The organism is Microvirga massiliensis (assembly GCF_001006805.1).
Lineage (GTDB): Bacteria > Pseudomonadota > Alphaproteobacteria > Rhizobiales > Beijerinckiaceae > Microvirga > Microvirga massiliensis.
On sequence record NZ_LN811355.1, the window covers coordinates 376,685 to 396,793 of the forward strand.

The window sequence follows — 20,109 nt, forward strand, 5'->3', positions numbered from 1 at the left end:
GATACATGACCTCGTAGTCGTTCTTCGACTCGAAGATCGGCTCGACGATCTTCTCGCCCCATTGCAGCGAGCGGTTCGACGCCGTGCGCGAGCCCTCCATCTCGAATGAGGTGCAGGCCGGAAGCAAATAGAAGTTCTCCTTGCGATCCGACATGGAGGCGAAGGATGTCGGATGAGGATCGACGACGACCAGGAGTTCGAGTTTTTCGACACCCCTGACGGCATCCGGAATGCGCGGAACGGTATTCCCGTTATGGCCCATCACGAAAAACGCCCGGATGAGATCGCGCTGATCGACCTGATCCGCCGGCATGGTGGCGGCATCGAACCAGCGCGTCGAGGTGATGCCGGGCGTCTCCATGTTCTCCTTGCGGGAGCGCGGCTTGCGGCCGTATTGGGCCGGCACCTCGTCGAACTGGTTCTGGAACCACTCGTAGTCGGTTTCCCAGACACGGGCCCAATGCTTCCAGGCCCCTTCGGTGAGGCCGTAGTAGAGCGGCAGCGAGGTGACATCGAGCCCGAGATCGGTCGCGCCCTGCACATTGGTGTGGCCGCGGAAAATGTTCGCCCCGGTTCCCGGCGCCCCGACATTGCCGGTCAGGAGGAGTGCGATGCAGGAGGCCCGGACATTCGCGGTGCCGACCGTGTGCTGCGTCTGCCCCATGCACCAGATCAGCGTGGACGGCTTCTGGGTCGCGAACATCTCGGCGACGCGCTTGAGTTGTTCACCCGGAATACCGGTGATGCGCTCCACTTCCTCGGGCGGGTATTTCTCGATTTCCTTGTAGACCTCCTCCATGCCGTAGACACGCTGCCGGATGAAGTCCTGGTCCGCCCAGCCGTTCTTCACGATGTGCCACATCATTCCCATCAGGGCCGCGATGTCGGTGCCGGGTCGGATGCGCACGTATTCCGTGCCGTGCGCAGCCGTGCGGGTGAAGCGCGGATCGATGACGATCAGGTTGGCGCGATTGATTTCCTTGCCGGCCAGAATGTGTTGCACCGCGATTGGATGCGCCTCCGCGGGGTTGCCGCCCATGATGATCATGGTCTTGGCATTGCGGATGTCGTTGTAGGAGTTCGTCTGGGCGCCGTAGCCCCAGGTATTGGCGACACCGGCCACTGTCGTCGAATGGCAAATGCGCGCCTGGTGGTCGACATTGTTCGTGCCCCAGTAGGCGCCGAACTTGCGCATCAGGTAGGCGGCCTCGTTCGTGAATTTCGCGGAGCCCAGCCAGTAGACGGAGTCGGCGCCGGATTGGCCCCGGATCTCCATCATCTTATTGCCGATCTCCTCGATCGCCTGATCCCACGAGATGCGCTGCCATTGCCCTCCTACGAGTTTTACAGGGTATTTCAGGCGGCGCTCGCCGTGAACGATCTCACGCACCGATGCACCCTTGGCACAATGCGTGCCGCGGTTGATCGGGCTCGTCCAGGACGGCTCCTGCCCGACCCAGACGCCGTTCTGCACTTCCGCGGTCACCGTGCAGCCCACCGAGCAATGGGTGCAGACGTTCTTGCGGATCTCGGCATTGGCCACCATCGTACCGGCAGCGGCGGCCTTGCGCACCGATCCGAGCGGAATCGTGCCCACGGCTGCGAGCCCGCCGACCGCGAGGCCCGAGCGTCTCAGGAAGGTCCGGCGGTCGAGGGTTTCGGAGGCGAGGCCGGCCGTCAGGGCCTGCAGCTTGCTGCGGTTTGCGGTGCCGCTCTTGCGCTTGATCAGCATGGCACGCTCACTTCTTCAGGGTCTTGTAGCCGTTCGTCAGGTAGAATCCCTTCACGTGATCGGAGCCCGGCTGGTAGACGCCAGCGCTGCGCTCGTGCTGCGTGTTGCCGAACCCGGATTTCGCATCCGTCTCCGGAGAGACGAAAGCAGCAGCCGACGCGACGCCTCCGATCGAGACCATGAAGGCCCGACGGTCCATGCCCTCGTGCTTCCGATCGGTCATGGGCGCCTCCTGCTGAAGCGGCCGGTTGCACGGACCTCGATTCGAGCAAGGCGAGATGTGAACTTGCGGTCTAAGATTGGCTGGCCAGTAATATCGCCTAAACGCCAAGCTTTCCGCTCAAGCTACTCAGTCTCAAACAGAATACTCCCGCCAGCACGGGTTGCAAAGATTTACAGCGCAATCGCGAAGGGACGTCTACCGCGCTGTTCCAGCCGCACCATCACCAAAGAACATTTTCCCGTGAACTGGTATTTGGAAGCAGAGCGCTGTTGAGACCGGGGGTGGTGGGCGATCGAGGAGTATGCTTGGCGCTTCGAGCGGCCTATCTGCTCATTTTCTCGCCGAGGAAGATCCCGATGCTCGCTATCCACCTCAATAGCCGAATCACCCCGGCGGTCCTCTACGAGATCGCACAATTTCGTGAGCCCACCGGTGCGCTGGCCGGGCGCTATGGCATCGGCACACAGACGATCCACAAGCGGTAAAGGATAGAACTTTCGTTCATTTGATCGTCAAAAAGAACCCCGGCACGAGACCGGGGAAAGCCCGCGTCCCGGGGGGCAAAGGCAGGCGCGGGCTCTAAAGGTGCGGATACTGCCATGACTCCGCAAGTCCCGAAAATGAGAGGCGTGTTACCTCGTCCGAGAGGCAGCCTTCTGCATAGGGAGAAATGCCAGGGTTATTCCCTCCGGAAAGCCCAACCAATGGGAGACCTCAGTATCCGCCGAGGTCACCTGCGACACATTGAGAGATGCCAGATTCCGGCGGCATGCTTCCAACGATTATCGCAAGGCTCGCGTGGCTGATGTTGCGTGATCGTAAAACAATATTCGAAGCGCGTAACGCTACGGCAACATAGCCCTGACACGCTCGTACTCATCGAATCGTCACCGTAAGAGAGCCATGAACCAGCAGCGAACAGCCACCACAAGAGCCGGCATCGTGGCGGTGCTGGCCGTAGCCGGCGCTTTTGCTGTCCTGTACCTCCCATTGCTGATCAAGTGAGCTCCGCCCGGGCAAACGCCACGAGTCGCCGAATCAAAGGGACTCACGGAATCCGCGTCCTCCCTTGTCTATCATCGAGATTGCAGGACTGACGGGCACCGCGGATCCCGTCAATGCGAACGCGGCACGCCAGAGATTGCGTGATCACTGAAACGAGCCGGCTCGCCCCTGCAATATTTCGCAAGGGGCATTTTATTGGATCCTCGGACGAGTTGGAGGTGTTGAGGCCCCGGACCTCGATCAGGTCCTGGAGGTTCAGCGTGCCATCGACCAAGCTTAAGCCGGCATCCGCGCCATCAGAACTCTACCTTAGCGACCCGGACGCGTCCTGCGAGATCTCCCTGCACCTCGTCACCACCTGGGACGAGCGCAGCAAAAAGCCGCTTCTCTACGTGGGCAGAAGCGAAGCCGAGATTCAGGCAATCCGACGTGACCTCGCAACGCTGGCTCCGGCGATGCGCATTGCGCTTTTCCCGCCATGGGACTGCCTGCCCTATGACCGTTACTCTCCCACTCGGGCCGCTATGGGTGAGCGCGTAGCTACCCTCGCCTCCTTGCTCGACACCGAGGGGCCCCCAAACGTCGTCCTGACGACATTCAGCTCGATCATGCAGCGGGTTCCGCCACGCTCGAAGGTTACGCTGTCCTTCGACCTGTCTCCAAACCAATCCGTGGATCTGGATGACTTGGCGTTGCGCCTCCGCGCCTTCGGTTATCGCCTCGATGACCGGGTGGACGAGCCTGGCGAAGCGGCTCTGCGCGGCCACGTCGTCGATATCTTCCCGCCCGGCTTTGCGGAACCGGTTCGCATCGAGCACCAGGACGGGATCATTCAGTCGTTCCGGCGCTACGACCCGGTGTCACAACGCGGGACCGGAGAGATCGAGAGGCTTCTGATCCGCCCCGCCTCCGAGCGGATCGAGGAGACGGAGCCGGGCCGAGACATGGAAGTGCCGGGCCGCGAGCACCGGCTTCCCGAGATCTATCCGGCTCTCGAAACCCTGTTCGACTATTCGGAATTCCAGGCAGTCCTGCTCGGCCCGGAGGCGCAGGAGCGGATGGGAGCAATCGCAGACCGCACGCTCAACGCCTACGAGACACGACTCTCGATGCGCAGCAAGTACGAGGAATCTCGCCCCCTTTCCCCCGAGCGGCTCTATCTCGATGAAGACGAAACACGCGCAATCCTGGCTCGGCAGCCGACACTCAGCCTGGAACTCGACGAAAATCGCGCATCTCAAGGCCCCGTTCCGGCCTTCTCTCGCGAACGCCGCCCCTTCGTAAAACTCGCGGACTGGACGGAGGAGCGGATCTCAGACGGCTACCGGGTCGTCGTCGCACTGTCCCGGCCTCAGGACCTGGAGCGGCTACGACGGGCTCTGGACGTTCCGTCCAACACCATCCGGACGGTGTCGAACTGGCGCGAGGCCGAGGATGCAGAGCCTGGAACCGTTGCAGTTCTCGCCGGAGAGCTGAGCCGAGGAATCATCGACCCCCATCGGAAGATCGCTCTCGTCGGCACCGCAGACATTCTGGGATCCCGCGCGAGGACGACAGGTTCGGCGAGCCCTTCGCGGGCAGCGGCCGAATGGACCGAACTCGACTTGAAAATCGGAGACGTCGTGATCCATCTCGACCACGGGGTCTCGATCCTGCGTGGCCTCGAGACGGTCGAGACGGACGGCGGCGTGTCGGAATTCATTCGTTTGGAATTCGACGGGGATCAATCCCTTCTCGTGCCGGCCGACGAGATGGGGCGCGTCTGGCGTTACGGCGCCTCCCCTGAACACGTGCGCCTCCATCGATTGAACTCCGATGCTTGGGAAAAGCGACGCAAGCAGGTCGAGGCGCAGATCGCGGAGACGGCTGCGGGGCTCATCGCGCGAGTCAAGGCGCGCGATGCGAAGACGGTCGATCCGATCGTGCCGCCGAGGCAGGCTTACGAACGCTTCGTGGCCGGTTTCCCATTTCCGGAGACGCAGGATCAGTCCGCGGCAATACGGGACGTCCTTGCGGATCTCGCTTCAACTCGCCCCATGAACCGCCTCGTCTGCGGTGATGTCGGATACGGCAAGACGGAGGTCGCCTTGCGTGCGGCTGCGGCCGTGGCACTCTCGGGCCGACAGGTCGCCATCCTGGCGCCGACGACGGTGCTCGTCCGGCAGCATGTCCGCACGTTCGAGCGACGGTTCAAGCCGCTCGGGCTCGAGGTCGGTCATCTCTCACGCCTTGTGCCTGCAGCCGAGGCACGGACGACCCGGCGCCGGCTGAAGGAGGGGGACCTCCGGATCGTGATCGGCACGCACGCCTTGGCGGGCCGCAATGTGCACTTCACGGATCTCGGCTTAATAGTGATCGACGAGGAGCAGCGCTTCGGAGCTGCGCAGAAGGACAAGATCCGTGCACTCGCCGAGGGGGCGCGTAGCCTCGCTTTGACAGCAACGCCGATCCCGCGAACCCTTCAAGGGGCGCTGGCAGGACTCGCCGACCTGAGCATCATTGCGACGCCGCCCGCCCGTCGACAGCCGATCCGAACGGCCCTGACCCCGTTCGACGAGGCCAGCGTCCGCGAGGCGCTCCTTCGAGAGCACCGGCGGGGCGGCCAGAGCTTCGTGGTGTCTTCCCGGATCGAGGACATCGCCTCTCTGCGCGAACGGCTCGAGGCGATCGTTCCGGATCTCGATCTCGTCGTTGCGCACGGTGACATGCCGACCGGAGAGATCGACGAAGTGATGGTCGCCTTTGCGGAGGGCGAAGGCGGCGTGCTTCTGACGACGAACATCATCGAGAGCGGCCTCGACGTGCCGCGGGCCAATACGATGCTCGTCTGGCGCCCCGACCGGTTCGGTCTCTCGCAGCTTCACCAATTGCGCGGCCGCGTGGGTCGCGGCAATCGGCAGGGCATCGTCCATCTTCTGATCGACCCGGCCCACCCCATTCGCGACGCGACGAGGAAGCGCCTGGAAACGCTCGAAAGCCTTGATCGGCTGGGCGCCGGCTTCGCGATCGCCGCCCGCGATCTCGATCAGCGCGGCGCTGGCGACATTCTGGGTGACGAACAGGCAGGTCACCTGAAGGTGATCGGCACAGGGCTTTACCAGCACCTCCTCGGGATCGCGATCTCCAAGGCCCGCGGAGAGCCCATGGACGAGAGCGATCCTCCTCACCTCAATATCGGAATGCGCGGCTGGCTGCCGGACACGTACGTCCCCGAGCCGGAACTGCGCATCAATCTGCACGCGAAGATCGCGGGCTCCACCCGCGAGGAGGAGGTCGAGGCGTTTCGCGAAGAACTCGTCGACCGCTTCGGACCTCTCCCGGAGCCGGCCGAGCGGTGGGTCGAGCTCGCGCGTCTCAGGGCTATCGCCCGGGCGCTCGGCATCGACCGGATCGATGCAGGACCGCAAGCCGTTGCCGTAACCTTCCGAGCGAGCTCGGACGCCCGGACGCGAGCCGATGCGGCGCTTGCTGCAGCGGGCGGCCGTCTCTCCTGGCGAGAGGGGCGCCTGCTCCTCAAGATACAAGATGCGGCCGAACCGCTCATCGCCGCCGAAGAGATGCTCCGCCTTCTGTCCTGACCGGCAGACGAGAGGTTGACGTCTTCGCTTCCGGCACCCACCACCGGGCCATGCTGATCGAAATCGATGACCCGGATGACCCAAGGCTCGAACCTTACCGGGATGTGCGAGAGCGGGATCTGGTGGGGCGAGAGGGGATGTTCATCGCGGAGGGCGAGGTCGTCCTGCGCATCCTCCTGACACGTTCCCGGTTTGACGTCGCATCCGTCCTCCTGCTCGAGAGCCGCACCCATGCGCTCGGCACGCTACTGAACGCCCGTTGCGCCGACATCCCGATCTACGTCGTGACGCGCGCCGTTATGGACAGGATTGCCGGGTTCCCGGTTCATCGCGGTGTGCTCGCGCTTGGGCGTACCGGCGCGGCTCCGCAGGCGAACGACATCCTTCACGACCTGCCTGCGCGCTCCCTCGTCCTGGGGCTCGTCGGCCTGAGCAATCACGACAATGTGGGTGGAATTTTCCGAAACGCGGCGGCGTTCGGGGCGGGCGCAGTCATCTTGGACGGAACCACGTGTGATCCCCTCTACCGGAAAGCCATCCGCGTGTCGGTCGGAGCGGCACTGATAGTTCCCTTTGCGAGGGTCGAACGCCCGGAGGGGATGCTCGACACCCTATCCGCCGCTGGTTTCGAGATCCTGGCACTCAGTTCGGGCGGACGGGAGAGCCTTGCGCAGACCCGGCGAGCCCCGCGCACCGCGCTTCTGGTGGGTGCCGAGGGGCCGGGACTTCCCGCAAGCCTCATGTCATGGGCCCGGAGCGTGGCGATCCCGATGGCGCCGGGATTCGACTCCCTCAACGTCTCCACTGCCACGGGCATCGCACTCCATCACCTGTCGACGATCTGACACCACTCCTGTCGGCTCCCCGCCGGTCAGTTCAATCAGCCGGTCAGGAAGCTGTCTCGGCCGTAATCCACGAAAGGGTGTCTTCGTCGGCGCTGGCGGGCTCGATGAAGAAAATGGACGGCGTCTCGTAGGGATGTCTCGCCTTCAGGGCAGCGTGAAGCTGTTCCCGCAAGCCGGTCCGGGACTTCAGAATCGCTACGACCTCCTCCCCACGCTCGATGGTGCCCTTCCAGCGGTAGACCGAGCGCATCCCGGGCAGCACGTTGATGCAGGCGATAAGTCCCTCCGAAACGAGCGCTTCGCCGATCGAAAGCGCGGTCTCGGCATCGGGTAACGTCGTATAGATGAGAAGCGGTCGGTCCATGCTATGCCTCCGGAAAGGGCTGAGAGTATTTCTCGGCGACAAAGTGCGGTTCACCGTAGAGAAGCGGCAAGGAATGGCATCGCCTTCGTCGACGAAGGCGATGCCGGAGCGAGGGTAACTGGAGCATGGCTCGGCGGTTCAACAGAGTCGCTTTCGTGGCGAGCGTTACACCTGAGGCCCAAGAGGCGCTCGCTTCACTGACCGAGACCTATCCTTCCGCCGCTCCGGAAGAGGCGGACGTGATCGTCGCTCTCGGAGGCGACGGCCTGATGCTCCAGACGCTCCACCGATTCCTCGGATCCGCCATGCCGATCTACGGCATGAACAAGGGAACCGTGGGATTCCTGATGAACGAGTTCCGCGAGGATGGCTTGCTCGAGCGGCTCGAGCAAGCCGAGCGGAGCGTGGTCCATCCGCTGCTCATGGTTGCGCGCGACATCGACGGGATCGCCCACACGGCCAGGGCGATCAACGAGGTGTCGATGCTCCGACAGACCTACCAGGCTGCGAAACTGACGATCAACATCGACTCGCATGTCCGGCTGCCTGAACTCATCGCCGACGGGGTGCTCGTCGCCACTCCGGCCGGCTCGACCGCCTACAATCTTTCGGTGAACGGCCCGATTCTGCCCCTCAATGCGCCGCTCCTGGCCCTGACGCCCATCTCCGCCTTCCGGCCGCGCCGCTGGCGTGGCGCCCTCCTCCCGGATCATGCCAAGATCCAGATCGACGTGATCGAACCGGAGATCCGGCCCGTCAGCGCCGTCGCGGACCATACGGAGTTTCGTTCGATCTCACAGATTCAAGTGTCCATGGATCGCAGTGTCGACCTGGTCATGCTGCACGACCCCGGCCACAATCTCGATGAGCGGATCCTGCGGGAGCAATTCGGACCCTGAGTGATTGCGGCGCGCCGCGTCGGAGCGCGAGACGGCTATCTCGCACCGGGGCGCGTGAACTGCGTGAGATCCAGCGGATTCGGGGCCTTTCTCGCCCCGGTGAGCGGTCTTGGAGGCGGCAGGGGGACTGGGCCTGGAGTGGCTTGTCCGCTCTGAGTCTCTTCCAGCGCGAGGCTGCCGGTCAGTTCACGAGATGGAGACCGATCACCGCTGCTCGACGGAAAGAAGGCCGGCGCTGCAATAGACGGGTCGGTCGCGCCTCTCCGCCACAGGCGCGAAACGGCATCTGAAACCGGTCCGCTGCGATGGTCGCTCTGAAACAGTCCATGAAAAGCCGGGCCGTCGGCGCGAGCGAAGGCGAGCGGCTTGTCCGGCCCGAAGGCCGGGGCTGCAGAAGTAGCGGTCTGGCTCTGCTCCAGAAATACATAGAGCTCCCGCGCAGTGCGGGCCCGCCCCTCCCGATCATAGAAGATCGACCTGTTCGCGGCGGAGGCATCAGGGAAGACGCTGGTGGCTGACCGGTCGGGCGTCCGCTGCGCGGCGTTGATGAGTTCACTGGCGCCGCGCCCGCCGAGGAAATGCGCCATGTAGAGCTCGGCGCTGCTCGGCTCGCGCCCAAGCTCGCTCGAGAGCAACTCCCGGTTCTTCTGCGTGAACGCACCCGCCATAAGCGCGGAGATCTCCGGGTCCTCGCGAAGCGCGAGGATGTCCTGACGCGCGCGCACATCCTCGACGACATGCATCCCGTCGCTGCGCGTCGAGATCCGGCTCGCGTGGTCGCGGAGGCCCATCCTTGCGCCGTCGCTCTTGATGAGGCCGAGCCAGGTCTGCTCGATGAACTGGAACAGGCCGGCCGCCGATGAGCCCTGCGCCTTCGCACCCGGCCGAAGCGCGGATTCGCGCTGCGCAGTCGCAAGGAGATAATCGAAACCGACACCGCTGCGCGCCGCGCCGGTCCGGATCGCCTCAACGACCGGAGTCGGCGATACACCTAGAGTCGAGGATGCCGCTTCGCGGGTATTTGGTGTGGTGAACAGGAACATCGGTCCGGCGCAGCCTCGGAGGCGCGCCAGCTTTCTGCGACTATGGTAAAGGAATCCTGAAGGAGAGAGCTGCACGATGCCCCCAGACGAGCGCCGACACCCTCGGGGTGGTCTCTATTTCGAGGACTTTGTCGAAGGCGATCTCATTCGCCACCGTCTGACGCGCACGGTCACGCAGATGGACAATATGCTGTTCTCGAACATGACGCTGAACCCGCAGCCGCTGCACATCGATGCCCATTTCTGTGCGACCGAGACGGAGTGGGGCCGACCACTCATGAACTCGCTTTTCACGCTCGGATTGATGATCGGAATTTCGGTGAACGACACCACCGTTGGAACGACCATCGCCAATCTTGGAATGACCGACGTGAAGTTCCCGGCGCCGCTCTTCGAGGGTGATACGGTGAGCGCGACGACGGAGATCGCCGGGAAGCGCGAGTCGAAGTCTCGCCCCGGCGCAGGCATCGTCGAGTTCATTCACCGCGCCTACAAGCAGGATGGCACGCTCGTGGCCGAATGCCGGCGGCAGGCCTTCATGCGCAAGAGACCGGCCTGATGCGATCACTTCTGTTCGTTCCGGGCGACAGCCCACGCAAGCTCGAGAAGGCGCTCGGCAGCGGCGCCGACGCGTTGATCATCGATCTCGAGGACTCCGTCGCCCTGGCCGGAAAGGAAGAGGCTAGGCGCGTGACCGCCGGCTTTCTCAAAGAGGCCTCGTCTGCGCCTTTCGGGACCCGTCCGAGCCTGTTCGTGCGCGTGAACGGCCTCACGACCGGGCTGATCAATGCCGATCTCGACGGGATCATGCCGGCGGCTCCGGATGGGATCGTCCTTCCCAAAGCGGTTGGCGGTCCCGATGCTGCGCATCTCGGCGCGAAGCTCGCGGTCCGAGAAGCGGAGTACGGGCTCCCCGACGGCGCCACACGCGTGATCGTCATCGCGACCGAAAATGCGCGTGGTGTTTTCGCGCTGAGCACCTTCGCAGGATCGAGCCACCGGCTCGCGGGCATCGCCTGGGGCGGCGAGGACCTTTCTGCCGATCTGGGCGCGGAGACGAACCGCAGCGCGGACGGTTCGTACACGGAGCCCTATCGTGTGGCCCGGGCCCTGACGCTCCTCGGGGCCAGCGCTGCAGAAGTCGACGCAATCGATTCCGTCTTCACGAATTTCCGGGATCCGGAGGGACTGGCCGCGGAATGCCGTAAGGCACGGCGCGACGGGTTCGTCTCCAAGATGGCCATCCACCCCGGCCAGGTGCCGATCATCAACGAAGCCTTCACGCCGTCCTCCGAGGCGGTGGCGCAGGCCCGTGCGGTCGTGGCGGCATTCGCCGAAAACCCCGGAGCCGGCGTCGTCGCGATCGATGGAGAGATGCTCGACCGTCCGCACCTGACGCGCGCCGAGCGCCTTCTCGCGCGGATCAAGCCCGGCTCGGCGTAGAGCCCACGCCACGCTTGGTCTCGCGAATCCGCGATCCGCGCTGTCGGTTGCAAGCGTCTTTCCCGTCGCTCTGCCGGTGCAGTTGTCTCCGGCTCATTCCCCGCGCTATCGTCGCGCCGTGCGAGATTCCGCGGCCCTGATCATCTGCCTACGGTGAGACATGAGCCTTGAGCTTTGGCTGATCTATTGCGTTGCCGCCATCGGCCTGTCGCTCACACCCGGGCCGAACGGGCTGCTGTCGTTGACGCATGGGGCCTGTTTCGGCTTCCGGCCCACCGTCTACACCGTGCTTGGCGGAGCGCTCGGGTTCTTCCTCCTCATTGCCATCTCGCTGGCTGGCATGGGTACGCTGCTGGCAGCTTCCGAGCGGGCTTTCACGGTCGCCAAGTGGATCGGCGCGGCCTATCTCGTCTACCTCGGAGTGCGCGTATGGCGGGCACCGGCTCCAGTCGTGGCTCTGACCTCGCAGACAGTGCAGTCACGCGAAGCGAGGCCACTGCGAATGTTCAACCAGGGCTTCCTGGTGGCGGTGTCGAATCCGAAGGCGTTGATCTTCTTTGCGGCCTTCCTGCCGCAATTCATGGCACCCGGCGTTCCCTATGCGGTCCAACTCGCAATATTTGGCGGTACGTTCGTCGTGGTTGAGATCGTCTACGAACTTGTCCTCGCCGTCATGGCCCAGCGCATTGCGCCCTCGCTTGCCCGTTATGGCCGATCGTTCAACCGCGCCGCTGGCGCAACCTTCGTCGCTATCGGCGCCGCTCTGACGACGGCGGGTCGCTAACTCCAGGTGCACCCCGCATTGCACCAGCATTCGGTAGCAAATACTACCGAATGCGGGGATCATCGCCCGGCCCGGCGTGTCATCGGCCATGGGCAGCCTCGACTCGTGTCAGAGCCTCGTCACGACCTCCGAAAGCGCAGGTCTTGGTCGGTCAGTACGCGGCTCGCTGAAGCTTCCGATATGGACGAAGCCGGCGATCCGCTCGAACGGCTCGAGGCCGAGGGCATCGAGCACGCGTCGGTCATAGGCGTACCACTCCGTGATCCAGTTGGCTCCGAAACCCATGGCCGTCGCGGCATTGAGAAGGTTCATGCAGACGGCACCGGCCGAGAGAATCTGCTCCCACTCGGGGATCTTCGGATGAGGTCGCGCGCGCGAGACCACTCCCACCACGAGCGGCGCGCGAGCGAGCCGCGTCTCTTCGACGCTGAATTGATCGGCTCGCGCATCCGGCTGATCGGCCCGGAACGCCTCTGCGATGACCTTCCCGATCCGAAACCGGGCATCACCCTCGATGACGAGAAAACGCCAGGGCACGAGCTTCCCGTGATCCGGCACGCGCGCAGCGATCGTCAGGAGCCGCTCGAGTTCCTGTTCGCTCGGTCCGGGGGGCTCGAGCAGCCGGGCTGCAACGGACCGTCGCTCCAAGAGGTGAGAGAGATTCGCATTCATCGTAGCTTCATCCGCATTGTGAAATCACGTCCTTTAAAGATCCTGCCCCTATCCGGCCTCTATGTTCTGAGATGCCATGGGACGTGACGGGCATAGGGACTCGTTCAGAATTGCTGCAACCGGAGTCGGGCGTTCCGGTACGGTGGTGGCAAAGGGGGAATAGCGTGGTCAGCGAGGCAGACCCCGGACCCGGAAAATATCGAGCGCAGAGGTCGGCCGAAGCGCTCCGGAGGTCAAGCTCGATTCGCCCGCCTCAGAGCTCCAGGTCTGGCCGAACCACCGCGGATCCGCCGATCGCATCCTGAAAATCCTGCCTTCCGGCATCACCGACAATGTCCAGAGTTCCCTCTCACGCCTGGTCTCCTTCGCAAGCGCGATGGGCGATCATCGCAATCCTGATCGTGTGGGCGGCTGCTGCATCCGCCTGGCCGCTGACCGGATCCGTCGTTCCCTGGGACTCGAAGAACCACTTCTACCCGATGCTGAGGTATCTCGGAGCGGCCCTGGCGCATGGCGAGCTTCCGCTCTGGAACCCCTATCACTTCAGCGGCCATCCCGCCGTTGCGGATCCGCAATCTCTGATCTTCACGCCCACGATGCTGCTCTTCGGCTGGCTGGTTTCCGAGCCGACGATGCAGCTTTTCGATGTGGTGGTGTTTGCCCATCTGCTTCCGGGAGCCATTGCCTTCGTGCCCCTGTTCCGACGCCGGAACTGGCATCCGGCCGGGGCTGTGATCGCCGCGGTTGTTTTCATGCTGGGCGGTTCGGCGACCGCCCGGCTTCAGCACACCGGCATGATCTTCAGCTACGGGCTCTTTCCGCTGGCCTTCTGGCTTCTCGAGGAAGCGCTTGCCCGCCGCTCCTACACTTACGGGATCCTGTTCGCATTTGCCGCCGCGCTGATGACGGTTGGGCGGGATCAGGTAGCCTTTCTTGCGGCCCTCGTCCTGATCGGCGTTGTCGCCTACGAAGCCCTGCGGGATCGGCAGCCACTCGATTACCTCCGCCGCCGCCTTGGCCTTCTCGTCACGATGGCTATGGTCGGGGGAGCCCTGCTGGCAGTCCCGAGCATTCTCACGCTCCAACTCCTCTCGACGTCCACGCGACCGTCATTCGGCTTTGGCGTAGCCGCCATGGGATCGCTCCCGCCGGAGAGTCTCGTAACCCTCCTGTTCGGCAACGTCTTTGGCTCCCTGCGCTGGACCTACGATTACTGGGGGCCGGACTGGCACAGCCTGGCGGAAGGCACCTGGACCGACCGGGCGACGAACTATCTCTTCGCCGGCACGATTCCGGCGCTCCTTTTGTTGTGGCACGGCATCGCCGGCGGGCGTCTCTTCGCCCGAGAGTTCCGGTTTTTCCTGATCGTGGGGTTGCTCGCGGTCCTCTACGCCCTCGGTCGGTATACTCCGGGCTTCGAGTTCATCTTCGATCATTTCCCCGGGGTCGATCTCTATCGCCGTCCCGCGGATGCCACCTTCATCATCAACATCGTGCTCGCATTCGCCGCCGGCTATCTCGTCCACTGCTACGTAATGGAGGGGCTGCCGCGCCTCGAATTCCGTGGCCGCGGCTCGTTCCTGCCCCTGCTCGCTGTGAGCCTTCTGATCACGGCCGTCGGGGCGGCCTATGTCTTCGCCCGTCGAGGCGGCCACCTCCCGGAGGCCTTTACGGAAATCGGGCTTGGCCTCGCGGGCGCAGCTCTGGTCGTTGCCGTCGCGATGCGCGCCAATCTCCGGCAGGCGTGGCGCAGCTGGGCGGCCATCCTCCTCGTTGCCGCGACATCCGGGGAACTCGTCGGCCGGCACAGCGCATCGGCGCTCAATGCCGAGCCGGCGGAACGCTACGCTGTGTTCGAGACGCTCCCGCCGGAACAGCTCCAGGGCCTCAAAGTGCTGAGGCAGGAACTGGCCGACCGTCATGCCAAGGGCGACCGGCCGCGCGTCGAGATCCTCGGGCTCGGTGGCGCATGGCAGAACGCCTCCATGGTGCTCGGGCTGGAAGACACGATAGGCTACAATCCCTTGCGGCTCGCGGATTACGAGCGGGCCGTTGGCCCCGGCGAGAATGCGGTCGATCCCAATCTCCGTCAGTTCCCGTCAACCTTCCGGGGCTACAAGTGTGAGCTCGCCAGCCTGCTCGGCCTCGAATACCTCGTTCTCGACCGGCCGCTCGAAAAACTTCCTCGCCACTTTCCGAGAATCACGGGCGCCAGCCTGCTCTACGGTTCCGGGCAGATGTGGATCTACCGTCTCAACGACTCGAGCCCACGGGCCTATATCGCGAGCAGGGTCACCCCCGTTAACTCCCGCGAGATCCTGGATCAGGAGGAACTCCCCGAGTTCGACAAGACGGACGAAGCCCTGATCGATCTCGAGAGCATGCCTCTTCTCGAGAGGGACTATTCAGGCGCTCTCTCAGAGGTCGGGCCCATTCCGGCGAACAATCGGGTGCGGATCGTGAATTACGAGCCGAACTCCGTCACGCTCGAGGTCGAGGCGGAACAGCCCGGCGTGCTCGTTCTCCATGACATCCACTATCCCGGATGGGAGGTGATGGTGGACGGCCAACGTCGGCCCATTCTCCAGGCGAACCTCCTGTTCCGCGGGGTTGAAATTGCCGCGGGGCATCATCGGGTCGAATTCGAGTTTCGACCGCTTTCGCTCGATAACCTGGTTGCTGCGGCAACCGATCTCGTGAGAAACGGCGACGCGCCAACGGAATCCCAGGTGCGCTAGCCGGGCGGGCGCAGTAATCCGCACGACCCACATGTCCACCCTGGTGGATCGATCCCGAAGAAGCGCTGCCTGTTGCGAGATGCCGAGACCGACCCGAATCCCGCTAGCCGTATTGGCCGCCCTCATGATCGTGGCCCCGCTGGCGCCTGGACAAGCCCAGGACGCAGCGCCTCCGTCCACGATTCCATCCCTTACCGCGCCATCGGTTCCGCTCCCCCCCGCCGGCGACATCACGATCCATGCGAGCGCCTCCTATGCGACCGACGGCAAGCCGATCCGTTCCGGGCTGCAATGGCGCGTGTACGAGGACCGCGGTGGGACCAGCGAGCCGGTCCTCGCTGCACGCTCGACCGAACCCGCGCCCAGCTTCAATCTGCCGCCCGGCAATTACATCATTCACGCTGCCTTCGGTTTCGCAGGCGCATCGAAGCGCGTCACCGTCCAGGCAGGAAACATCATCGAGCGCCTGCCGATCAGCGCAGGGGCTCTGCGCCTCGCCGGGGTGGTCTCCGAGCAGCCGATCCCGCCCGGCCAGATCAGCTTCTCGGTCTATGTCCCGATCGGCTCGAACTCGGAAGGCAGGCTCGTGCTATCCGATGCCCGATCCGGGGAACTCATCCGCCTGCCCGAAGGCACCTACCACGTGGTGTCGACCTATGGGGACGCGAACTCCATCATGAGGGCGGATCTCAAGGTCGAGACCGGTCGCGTGACGGAAGCAACCCTGCATCATCGCGCGGCGACAGTGACGCTGAAGCTCGTCGCCGCGCCCGGAGGCGAGGCTTTCGCAGGCACCGCGTTCAGCGTCCTGACGCCGGGCGGAGACGTAATCCGGGAGGCAATCGGCGCATTCCCGTCCGTCACGCTCGCGGAAGGCGAATACGTGTTCATCGCCCGCCACGACGGGCAGGTCTATACCCGCGAGTTCAAGGTTGAGAGCGGGCTCAACCGCGACATCGAGATCGTCACGGGCCGGTAATCGAAAGCCCACGAAGGGGACATCCCCTTCGTGGGCTGGCTAACTCGCTGGGCTCATCGGCCCCGCATCGGTCGGGGCCGGAAAGCTCGGCTGTCGAGGCTACTCGGCTGCTTCCGGCACGTCGGCGCGACGCGACGCCGCCGCGCGACGCAGATCCGGAGGCACCGCCTCGGCGGCAAGCGCATCGAGCGCCGCCTCGAGCGACATGGTCTTCTGGTCGGGGCTTCCGAGCCGGCGGATCGATACCGTGCGCTCCGCGGCCTCCTTCTTGCCGACGACGAGCAGAGCCGGGACCTTGGCGAGCGAGTGCTCCCGCACCTTGTAGGTGATCTTCTCGTTGCGAAGATCCGACTCGACCCGCAATCCGCGCGCGAGAGCCTGCCGGGTGACCTCGTGGGCGAAGTCATCCGCATCGGCCACGATCGTGCACACCACGGCCTGGACCGGGGCCAGCCAGAGCGGGAAATGACCCGCATAGTTCTCGATCAGGATGCCGGCGAACCGCTCCATCGATCCGCAGATCGCCCGATGCACCATGACGGGCGTCTTCTTCTGGCCATCCTGATCGACGTAGAAGGCCCCGTAGCGTTCCGGCATGTTGAAGTCGACCTGCGTCGTCCCGCACTGCCAATCCCGGCCGATCGCATCCCGAAGGACATACTCGAACTTCGGACCGTAGAAGGCACCCTCGCCCGGGTTGATCCCGGTCTTGATGCGCCCACCCGACTGGTCGGAGATCTGCTTCAGCACGCGCTCCATGACCTCTTCGGCATGGTCCCACATCGCGTCGGTGCCGACGCGCTTCTCGGGGCGCGTGGACAGCTTCACGGTGATCTCCTCGAAGCCGAAGTCGGCGTAGGTCGAGAGGATCAGATCATTGATCTTCAGGCATTCGGCCGCGAGTTGATCCTCGGTGCAGAAGATATGCGCATCATCCTGCGTGAAGGCCCTGACGCGCATGAGGCCGTGCAGGGCGCCGCTCGGCTCGTAGCGCGAGACGGCTCCGAACTCAGCAAGCCGGAGGGGCAGATCGCGATAGGACTTCAAGCCATGCTTGAAGATCTGCACATGGCCCGGGCAGTTCATGGGCTTGATCGCGAAAACCCTGTCGTCCTCGGTTTTCGTGACGAACATGTTCTCGCGGTACCAGCCCCAGTGCCCCGAGGTCTCCCAGAGGGACTTGTCGAGGATCTGCGGCGCGTTCACCTCGGCGTAGTCGCCCTTCAGGCGGCGGCGCATGTAGGAGACGATCTCCTGGAACAGCGTCCAGCCTTTCGGGTGCCAGAACACGACCCCTGGTCCCTCCTCCTGGAAGTGGAAGAGATCCATCTCGCGACCAAGACGCCGGTGGTCGCGCTTCTCGGCCTCCTCGAGCTGGTGGAGGTAGGTTTCGAGATCCTCCTGGTTCGCCCAGGCCGTCCCGTAGATCCGCGTCAGCATCGGGTTCCTGGAATCCCCGCGCCAATAAGCTCCCGCCACCTTCATGAGCTTGAAGGCGTTGCCGATCTTGCCGGTCGACGTCATGTGCGGACCGCGGCAAAGGTCGAACCAGTCGCCCTGGGCATAGATCTTCAGATCCTCGCCGGCGGGGATGGCGTCGATCAACTCGAGCTTGAAGGTTTCGCCCTTGTCCCCGAACACGCGGCGCGCCTCGTCCCGGCTCAGCACCGTCTTCGTGAACGGCGCGTCGCGCGTGATGATCTCCCGCATCTTCGCTTCGATGGCCGAGAAATCGTCCGGAGTGAACGGCTCGGGCCGCGCGAAATCGTAATAGAACCCGTTCTCGATCACCGGCCCGATCGTGACCTGCGTGCCCGGAAACAGGGTCTGGACCGCCTCCGCGAGGACATGCGCGCAGTCGTGCCGGATGAGCTCCAGCGCACGAGGGTCGTCGCGGCCGATGAACTCGATCCTGGTGTCTTTCGTGATCGGATCCGAGAGATCCGAAACGACGCCATCGAGCACCATCGCGACGGTGCGTTTGGCGAGCGACTTCGCAATGCCTTCCACGACCTCGCGGCCCGTGACGGAAGGCTGATACTGGCGCTGTGCGCCATCCGGGAATGTCAGGGTGATCATCAAAAGTCTCCTGGCTCACTCCTGCCCACAAAGCAGGTAAGCGGGGCCGACGGTGTCGAGGATTAGTGAGAGGCGGGATCGCCGTCCGGCTCGATCGCCTCACAGGTCGGTGGAGGGACATTCACGCCCCGCCAGCGGCCATAGCGCCACGGCATATACCACGCGGAATGGGGCGGCAACGCATCCGGAACCAGATCGATCCCCGCGGTGCCGAGGGGCCCGCAGCGGCAGATTCTCGCGACTCCCATCCAGCCTCCCGCCCAGAGGCCATGACGCTGGATGGCCTCGTCCGTATATTCCGAGCAGCTCGGCCAGTGCCGACACTGGCGGCCCACGAGCCCCGAGAGAGTCAGCTGGTAGCCTCGGATCGCCAGATGCGCAGCGCGGGCGACGGCCTGCATGATCAGACGGCGCTCGGCACGGACTGCCGCGCCGCGATTTGATCGACGGCATCTACGACTGCATCGAACGTCAGCAGCGTGGAGGCATGCCGGGCCTTGAAGTCCCGCACGGGCTGCAGAACCGCGAGTTCGGACCAGCGCCCGTCCGGCGGCTCGCCTCCCTGCTTCAGCATCTGCCGCATCGCCTCGCGGATGGCGCGCAGCTCATCCGCCGAGGAACCGACCACCAGGCGGCCCATGATCGAGGACGAAGCTTGGCCAAGAGCACATGCCTTGACCTCGTGGGCGAAGTCCGTGACCCGGTTCCCCTCCATCTTGAGATCGACGGTCACGGTCGAGCCACAGAGCTTCGAGTGAGCGGTCGCACTCGCATCCGGATCCGCAAGGCGGCCCAGGCGTGGAATATCTGCGGCAAGTTCGAGAATTCGGCGGTTATAGATGTCGTCGAGCATCAGGTTGGTCGCTTCGCGAGCATGAAGCACCATATAAGGTGTTCCGGGCCTCGCTGCGACCCGGACGCGAGGACGGGCAATTCCGTCAATCTCGCGCAGTCGAGCCGGGCAGGTCCGCCCCACGGGCCGGAGGCGCCCCGGCACATATGTGAAAGGAGAGGCACCACATGGACGGTGTGGTTAAGTCCTTGAGATCGAATTCGAACCAGGATCAGGCAGCCCCGGTGAGCCGCCCGACCCGCGAGCAGGCGGAAGAGGCCGTTCGCACCCTTCTTGGCTGGGCGGGAGATGACCCGCGGCGGGAGGGGCTCGTCGAGACGCCGCGACGGGTCGTGAAAGCGTTCGAGGAACTCTTTTCCGGCTACGGCCAGGATCCCGGCGAGGTTCTCGACAAGGTCTTCTCCGAGGTCCAGGGCTACGGCGATATCGTGCTCGTGCGCGACATTCCGTTCCACTCCCATTGCGAGCACCACATGGTGCCGTTCTTCGGAAAGGCGCATATCGCCTATTACCCCTCCGAGGGTGTTGTCGGCCTCTCGAAGCTCGCGCGCCTCGTGGACGTCTACGCGAAGCGCCTGCAGACCCAAGAGGCCTTCACGGCTCAGATCGCCGACACTCTCGACGAGGAGCTCAAGCCGCGGGGTGTCGCCGTGATGCTTGAGGCCGAGCACCTGTGCATGTCGATGCGCGGTGTCCAGAAGCCTGGAGCCCTCACCCTGACGACCCAGTTCACTGGCGTCTTCAAGGAAGATCCAGCCGAACAGGTCCGGTTTCTCACTCTGGTGCGCCACGGCGTCGCCTGACGGATCGAAATCCCGCAACGTTTGAACGGGGACGGTGTGTGCTTGCCGCGCGCGTTCCCTGACTCTGCC

The 20,109-nt window shown here is 64.2% G+C and carries 18 protein-coding genes; 10 read left to right on the forward strand and 8 right to left on the reverse strand.

What is annotated here, in order from left to right; genetic code table 11:
* Together BN1233_RS20215 and BN1233_RS20220 are read right to left on the reverse strand one after the other, a co-directional pair.
* The coding region (locus BN1233_RS20215; RefSeq protein ID WP_046865375.1) for a molybdopterin-dependent oxidoreductase at positions 1 to 1,732 on the reverse strand (1,732 nt) is incomplete at its 3' end.
* Positions 1,733 to 1,739: 7 nt separating this feature from the next.
* Positions 1,740 to 1,955, reverse strand: coding sequence for a hypothetical protein (locus tag BN1233_RS20220; RefSeq protein ID WP_046865376.1), 216 nt, complete (start codon positions 1,953 to 1,955; stop codon positions 1,740 to 1,742).
* 305 nt (positions 1,956 to 2,260) lie between these two features.
* On the opposite strand from BN1233_RS20220, the gene BN1233_RS20225 reads away from it, so the two are divergent.
* The 3 genes from BN1233_RS20225 to BN1233_RS20235 all read left to right on the forward strand — a co-directional run bounded on the left by BN1233_RS20225 (position 2,261) and on the right by BN1233_RS20235 (position 7,383).
* A complete protein-coding gene (locus tag BN1233_RS20225; protein ID WP_046865377.1) occupies positions 2,261 to 2,440 on the forward strand; it encodes a hypothetical protein in 180 nt (59 codons plus the stop codon).
* A 780-nt stretch (positions 2,441 to 3,220) separates the two neighbouring features.
* Positions 3,221 to 6,538, forward strand: a complete 3,318-nt coding sequence (locus BN1233_RS20230; protein WP_052763858.1) for a DEAD/DEAH box helicase — start codon at positions 3,221 to 3,223, stop codon at positions 6,536 to 6,538.
* Between the two features lie 50 nt (positions 6,539 to 6,588).
* Positions 6,589 to 7,383, forward strand: coding sequence for a TrmH family RNA methyltransferase (locus BN1233_RS20235; RefSeq protein ID WP_046865378.1), 795 nt, complete (start codon positions 6,589 to 6,591; stop codon positions 7,381 to 7,383).
* A gap of 43 nt (positions 7,384 to 7,426) precedes the next feature.
* Here the strand turns inward: BN1233_RS20235 and cutA are convergent, their stop codons facing one another.
* The gene (gene cutA / locus BN1233_RS20240; protein WP_046865379.1) at positions 7,427 to 7,747 is read right to left on the reverse strand and encodes a divalent-cation tolerance protein CutA; all 321 of its coding nucleotides are present in this window, start codon (positions 7,745 to 7,747) and stop codon (positions 7,427 to 7,429) included.
* A gap of 125 nt (positions 7,748 to 7,872) precedes the next feature.
* On the opposite strand from cutA, the gene BN1233_RS20245 reads away from it, so the two are divergent.
* A complete protein-coding gene (locus tag BN1233_RS20245; protein ID WP_046865380.1) occupies positions 7,873 to 8,646 on the forward strand; it encodes an NAD kinase in 774 nt (257 codons plus the stop codon).
* Positions 8,647 to 8,681: 35 nt separating this feature from the next.
* Here BN1233_RS20245 and BN1233_RS20250 read toward each other — a convergent pair whose 3' ends face one another.
* Positions 8,682 to 9,689 (reverse strand): lysozyme family protein, encoded by a 1,008-nt coding sequence (locus BN1233_RS20250; protein WP_052763859.1) that lies wholly within the window; start codon positions 9,687 to 9,689, stop codon positions 8,682 to 8,684.
* A 76-nt stretch (positions 9,690 to 9,765) separates the two neighbouring features.
* On the opposite strand from BN1233_RS20250, the gene BN1233_RS20255 reads away from it, so the two are divergent.
* The 3 genes from BN1233_RS20255 to BN1233_RS20265 all read left to right on the forward strand — a co-directional run bounded on the left by BN1233_RS20255 (position 9,766) and on the right by BN1233_RS20265 (position 11,916).
* Positions 9,766 to 10,248, forward strand: coding sequence for a MaoC family dehydratase (locus BN1233_RS20255; RefSeq protein ID WP_046865381.1), 483 nt, complete (start codon positions 9,766 to 9,768; stop codon positions 10,246 to 10,248).
* On the forward strand, positions 10,248 to 11,132 hold the full coding sequence (locus BN1233_RS20260; RefSeq protein ID WP_046865500.1) for an HpcH/HpaI aldolase/citrate lyase family protein: 885 nt from the start codon (positions 10,248 to 10,250) through the stop codon (positions 11,130 to 11,132). Before BN1233_RS20255 ends, BN1233_RS20260 begins: the two co-directional genes overlap by 1 nt.
* A gap of 160 nt (positions 11,133 to 11,292) precedes the next feature.
* On the forward strand, positions 11,293 to 11,916 hold the full coding sequence (locus BN1233_RS20265; RefSeq protein WP_046865382.1) for a LysE family translocator: 624 nt from the start codon (positions 11,293 to 11,295) through the stop codon (positions 11,914 to 11,916).
* Between the two features lie 108 nt (positions 11,917 to 12,024).
* Here BN1233_RS20265 and BN1233_RS20270 read toward each other — a convergent pair whose 3' ends face one another.
* On the reverse strand, positions 12,025 to 12,588 hold the full coding sequence (locus tag BN1233_RS20270; protein WP_046865383.1) for a nitroreductase family protein: 564 nt from the start codon (positions 12,586 to 12,588) through the stop codon (positions 12,025 to 12,027).
* Between the two features lie 332 nt (positions 12,589 to 12,920).
* On the opposite strand from BN1233_RS20270, the gene BN1233_RS20275 reads away from it, so the two are divergent.
* A complete protein-coding gene (locus tag BN1233_RS20275) occupies positions 12,921 to 15,326 on the forward strand; it encodes a YfhO family protein (protein WP_046865384.1) in 2,406 nt (801 codons plus the stop codon).
* 124 nt (positions 15,327 to 15,450) lie between these two features.
* Positions 15,451 to 16,305, forward strand: a complete 855-nt coding sequence (locus BN1233_RS20280; RefSeq protein ID WP_244470614.1) for a hypothetical protein — start codon at positions 15,451 to 15,453, stop codon at positions 16,303 to 16,305.
* A 99-nt stretch (positions 16,306 to 16,404) separates the two neighbouring features.
* Here the strand turns inward: BN1233_RS20280 and thrS are convergent, their stop codons facing one another.
* The 3 genes from thrS to BN1233_RS20295 all read right to left on the reverse strand — a co-directional run bounded on the left by thrS (position 16,405) and on the right by BN1233_RS20295 (position 19,237).
* A complete protein-coding gene (gene thrS / locus BN1233_RS20285) occupies positions 16,405 to 18,384 on the reverse strand; it encodes a threonine--tRNA ligase (RefSeq protein WP_046865386.1) in 1,980 nt (659 codons plus the stop codon).
* A 62-nt stretch (positions 18,385 to 18,446) separates the two neighbouring features.
* On the reverse strand, positions 18,447 to 18,785 hold the full coding sequence (yidD, locus tag BN1233_RS20290; protein ID WP_046865387.1) for a membrane protein insertion efficiency factor YidD: 339 nt from the start codon (positions 18,783 to 18,785) through the stop codon (positions 18,447 to 18,449).
* 2 nt (positions 18,786 to 18,787) lie between these two features.
* On the reverse strand, positions 18,788 to 19,237 hold the full coding sequence (locus tag BN1233_RS20295; protein WP_046865501.1) for an iron-sulfur cluster assembly scaffold protein: 450 nt from the start codon (positions 19,235 to 19,237) through the stop codon (positions 18,788 to 18,790).
* Between the two features lie 167 nt (positions 19,238 to 19,404).
* On the opposite strand from BN1233_RS20295, the gene folE reads away from it, so the two are divergent.
* A complete protein-coding gene (gene folE / locus BN1233_RS20300) occupies positions 19,405 to 20,040 on the forward strand; it encodes a GTP cyclohydrolase I FolE (protein ID WP_046865388.1) in 636 nt (211 codons plus the stop codon).
* The last annotated feature ends 69 nt before the right edge of the window (positions 20,041 to 20,109 follow it).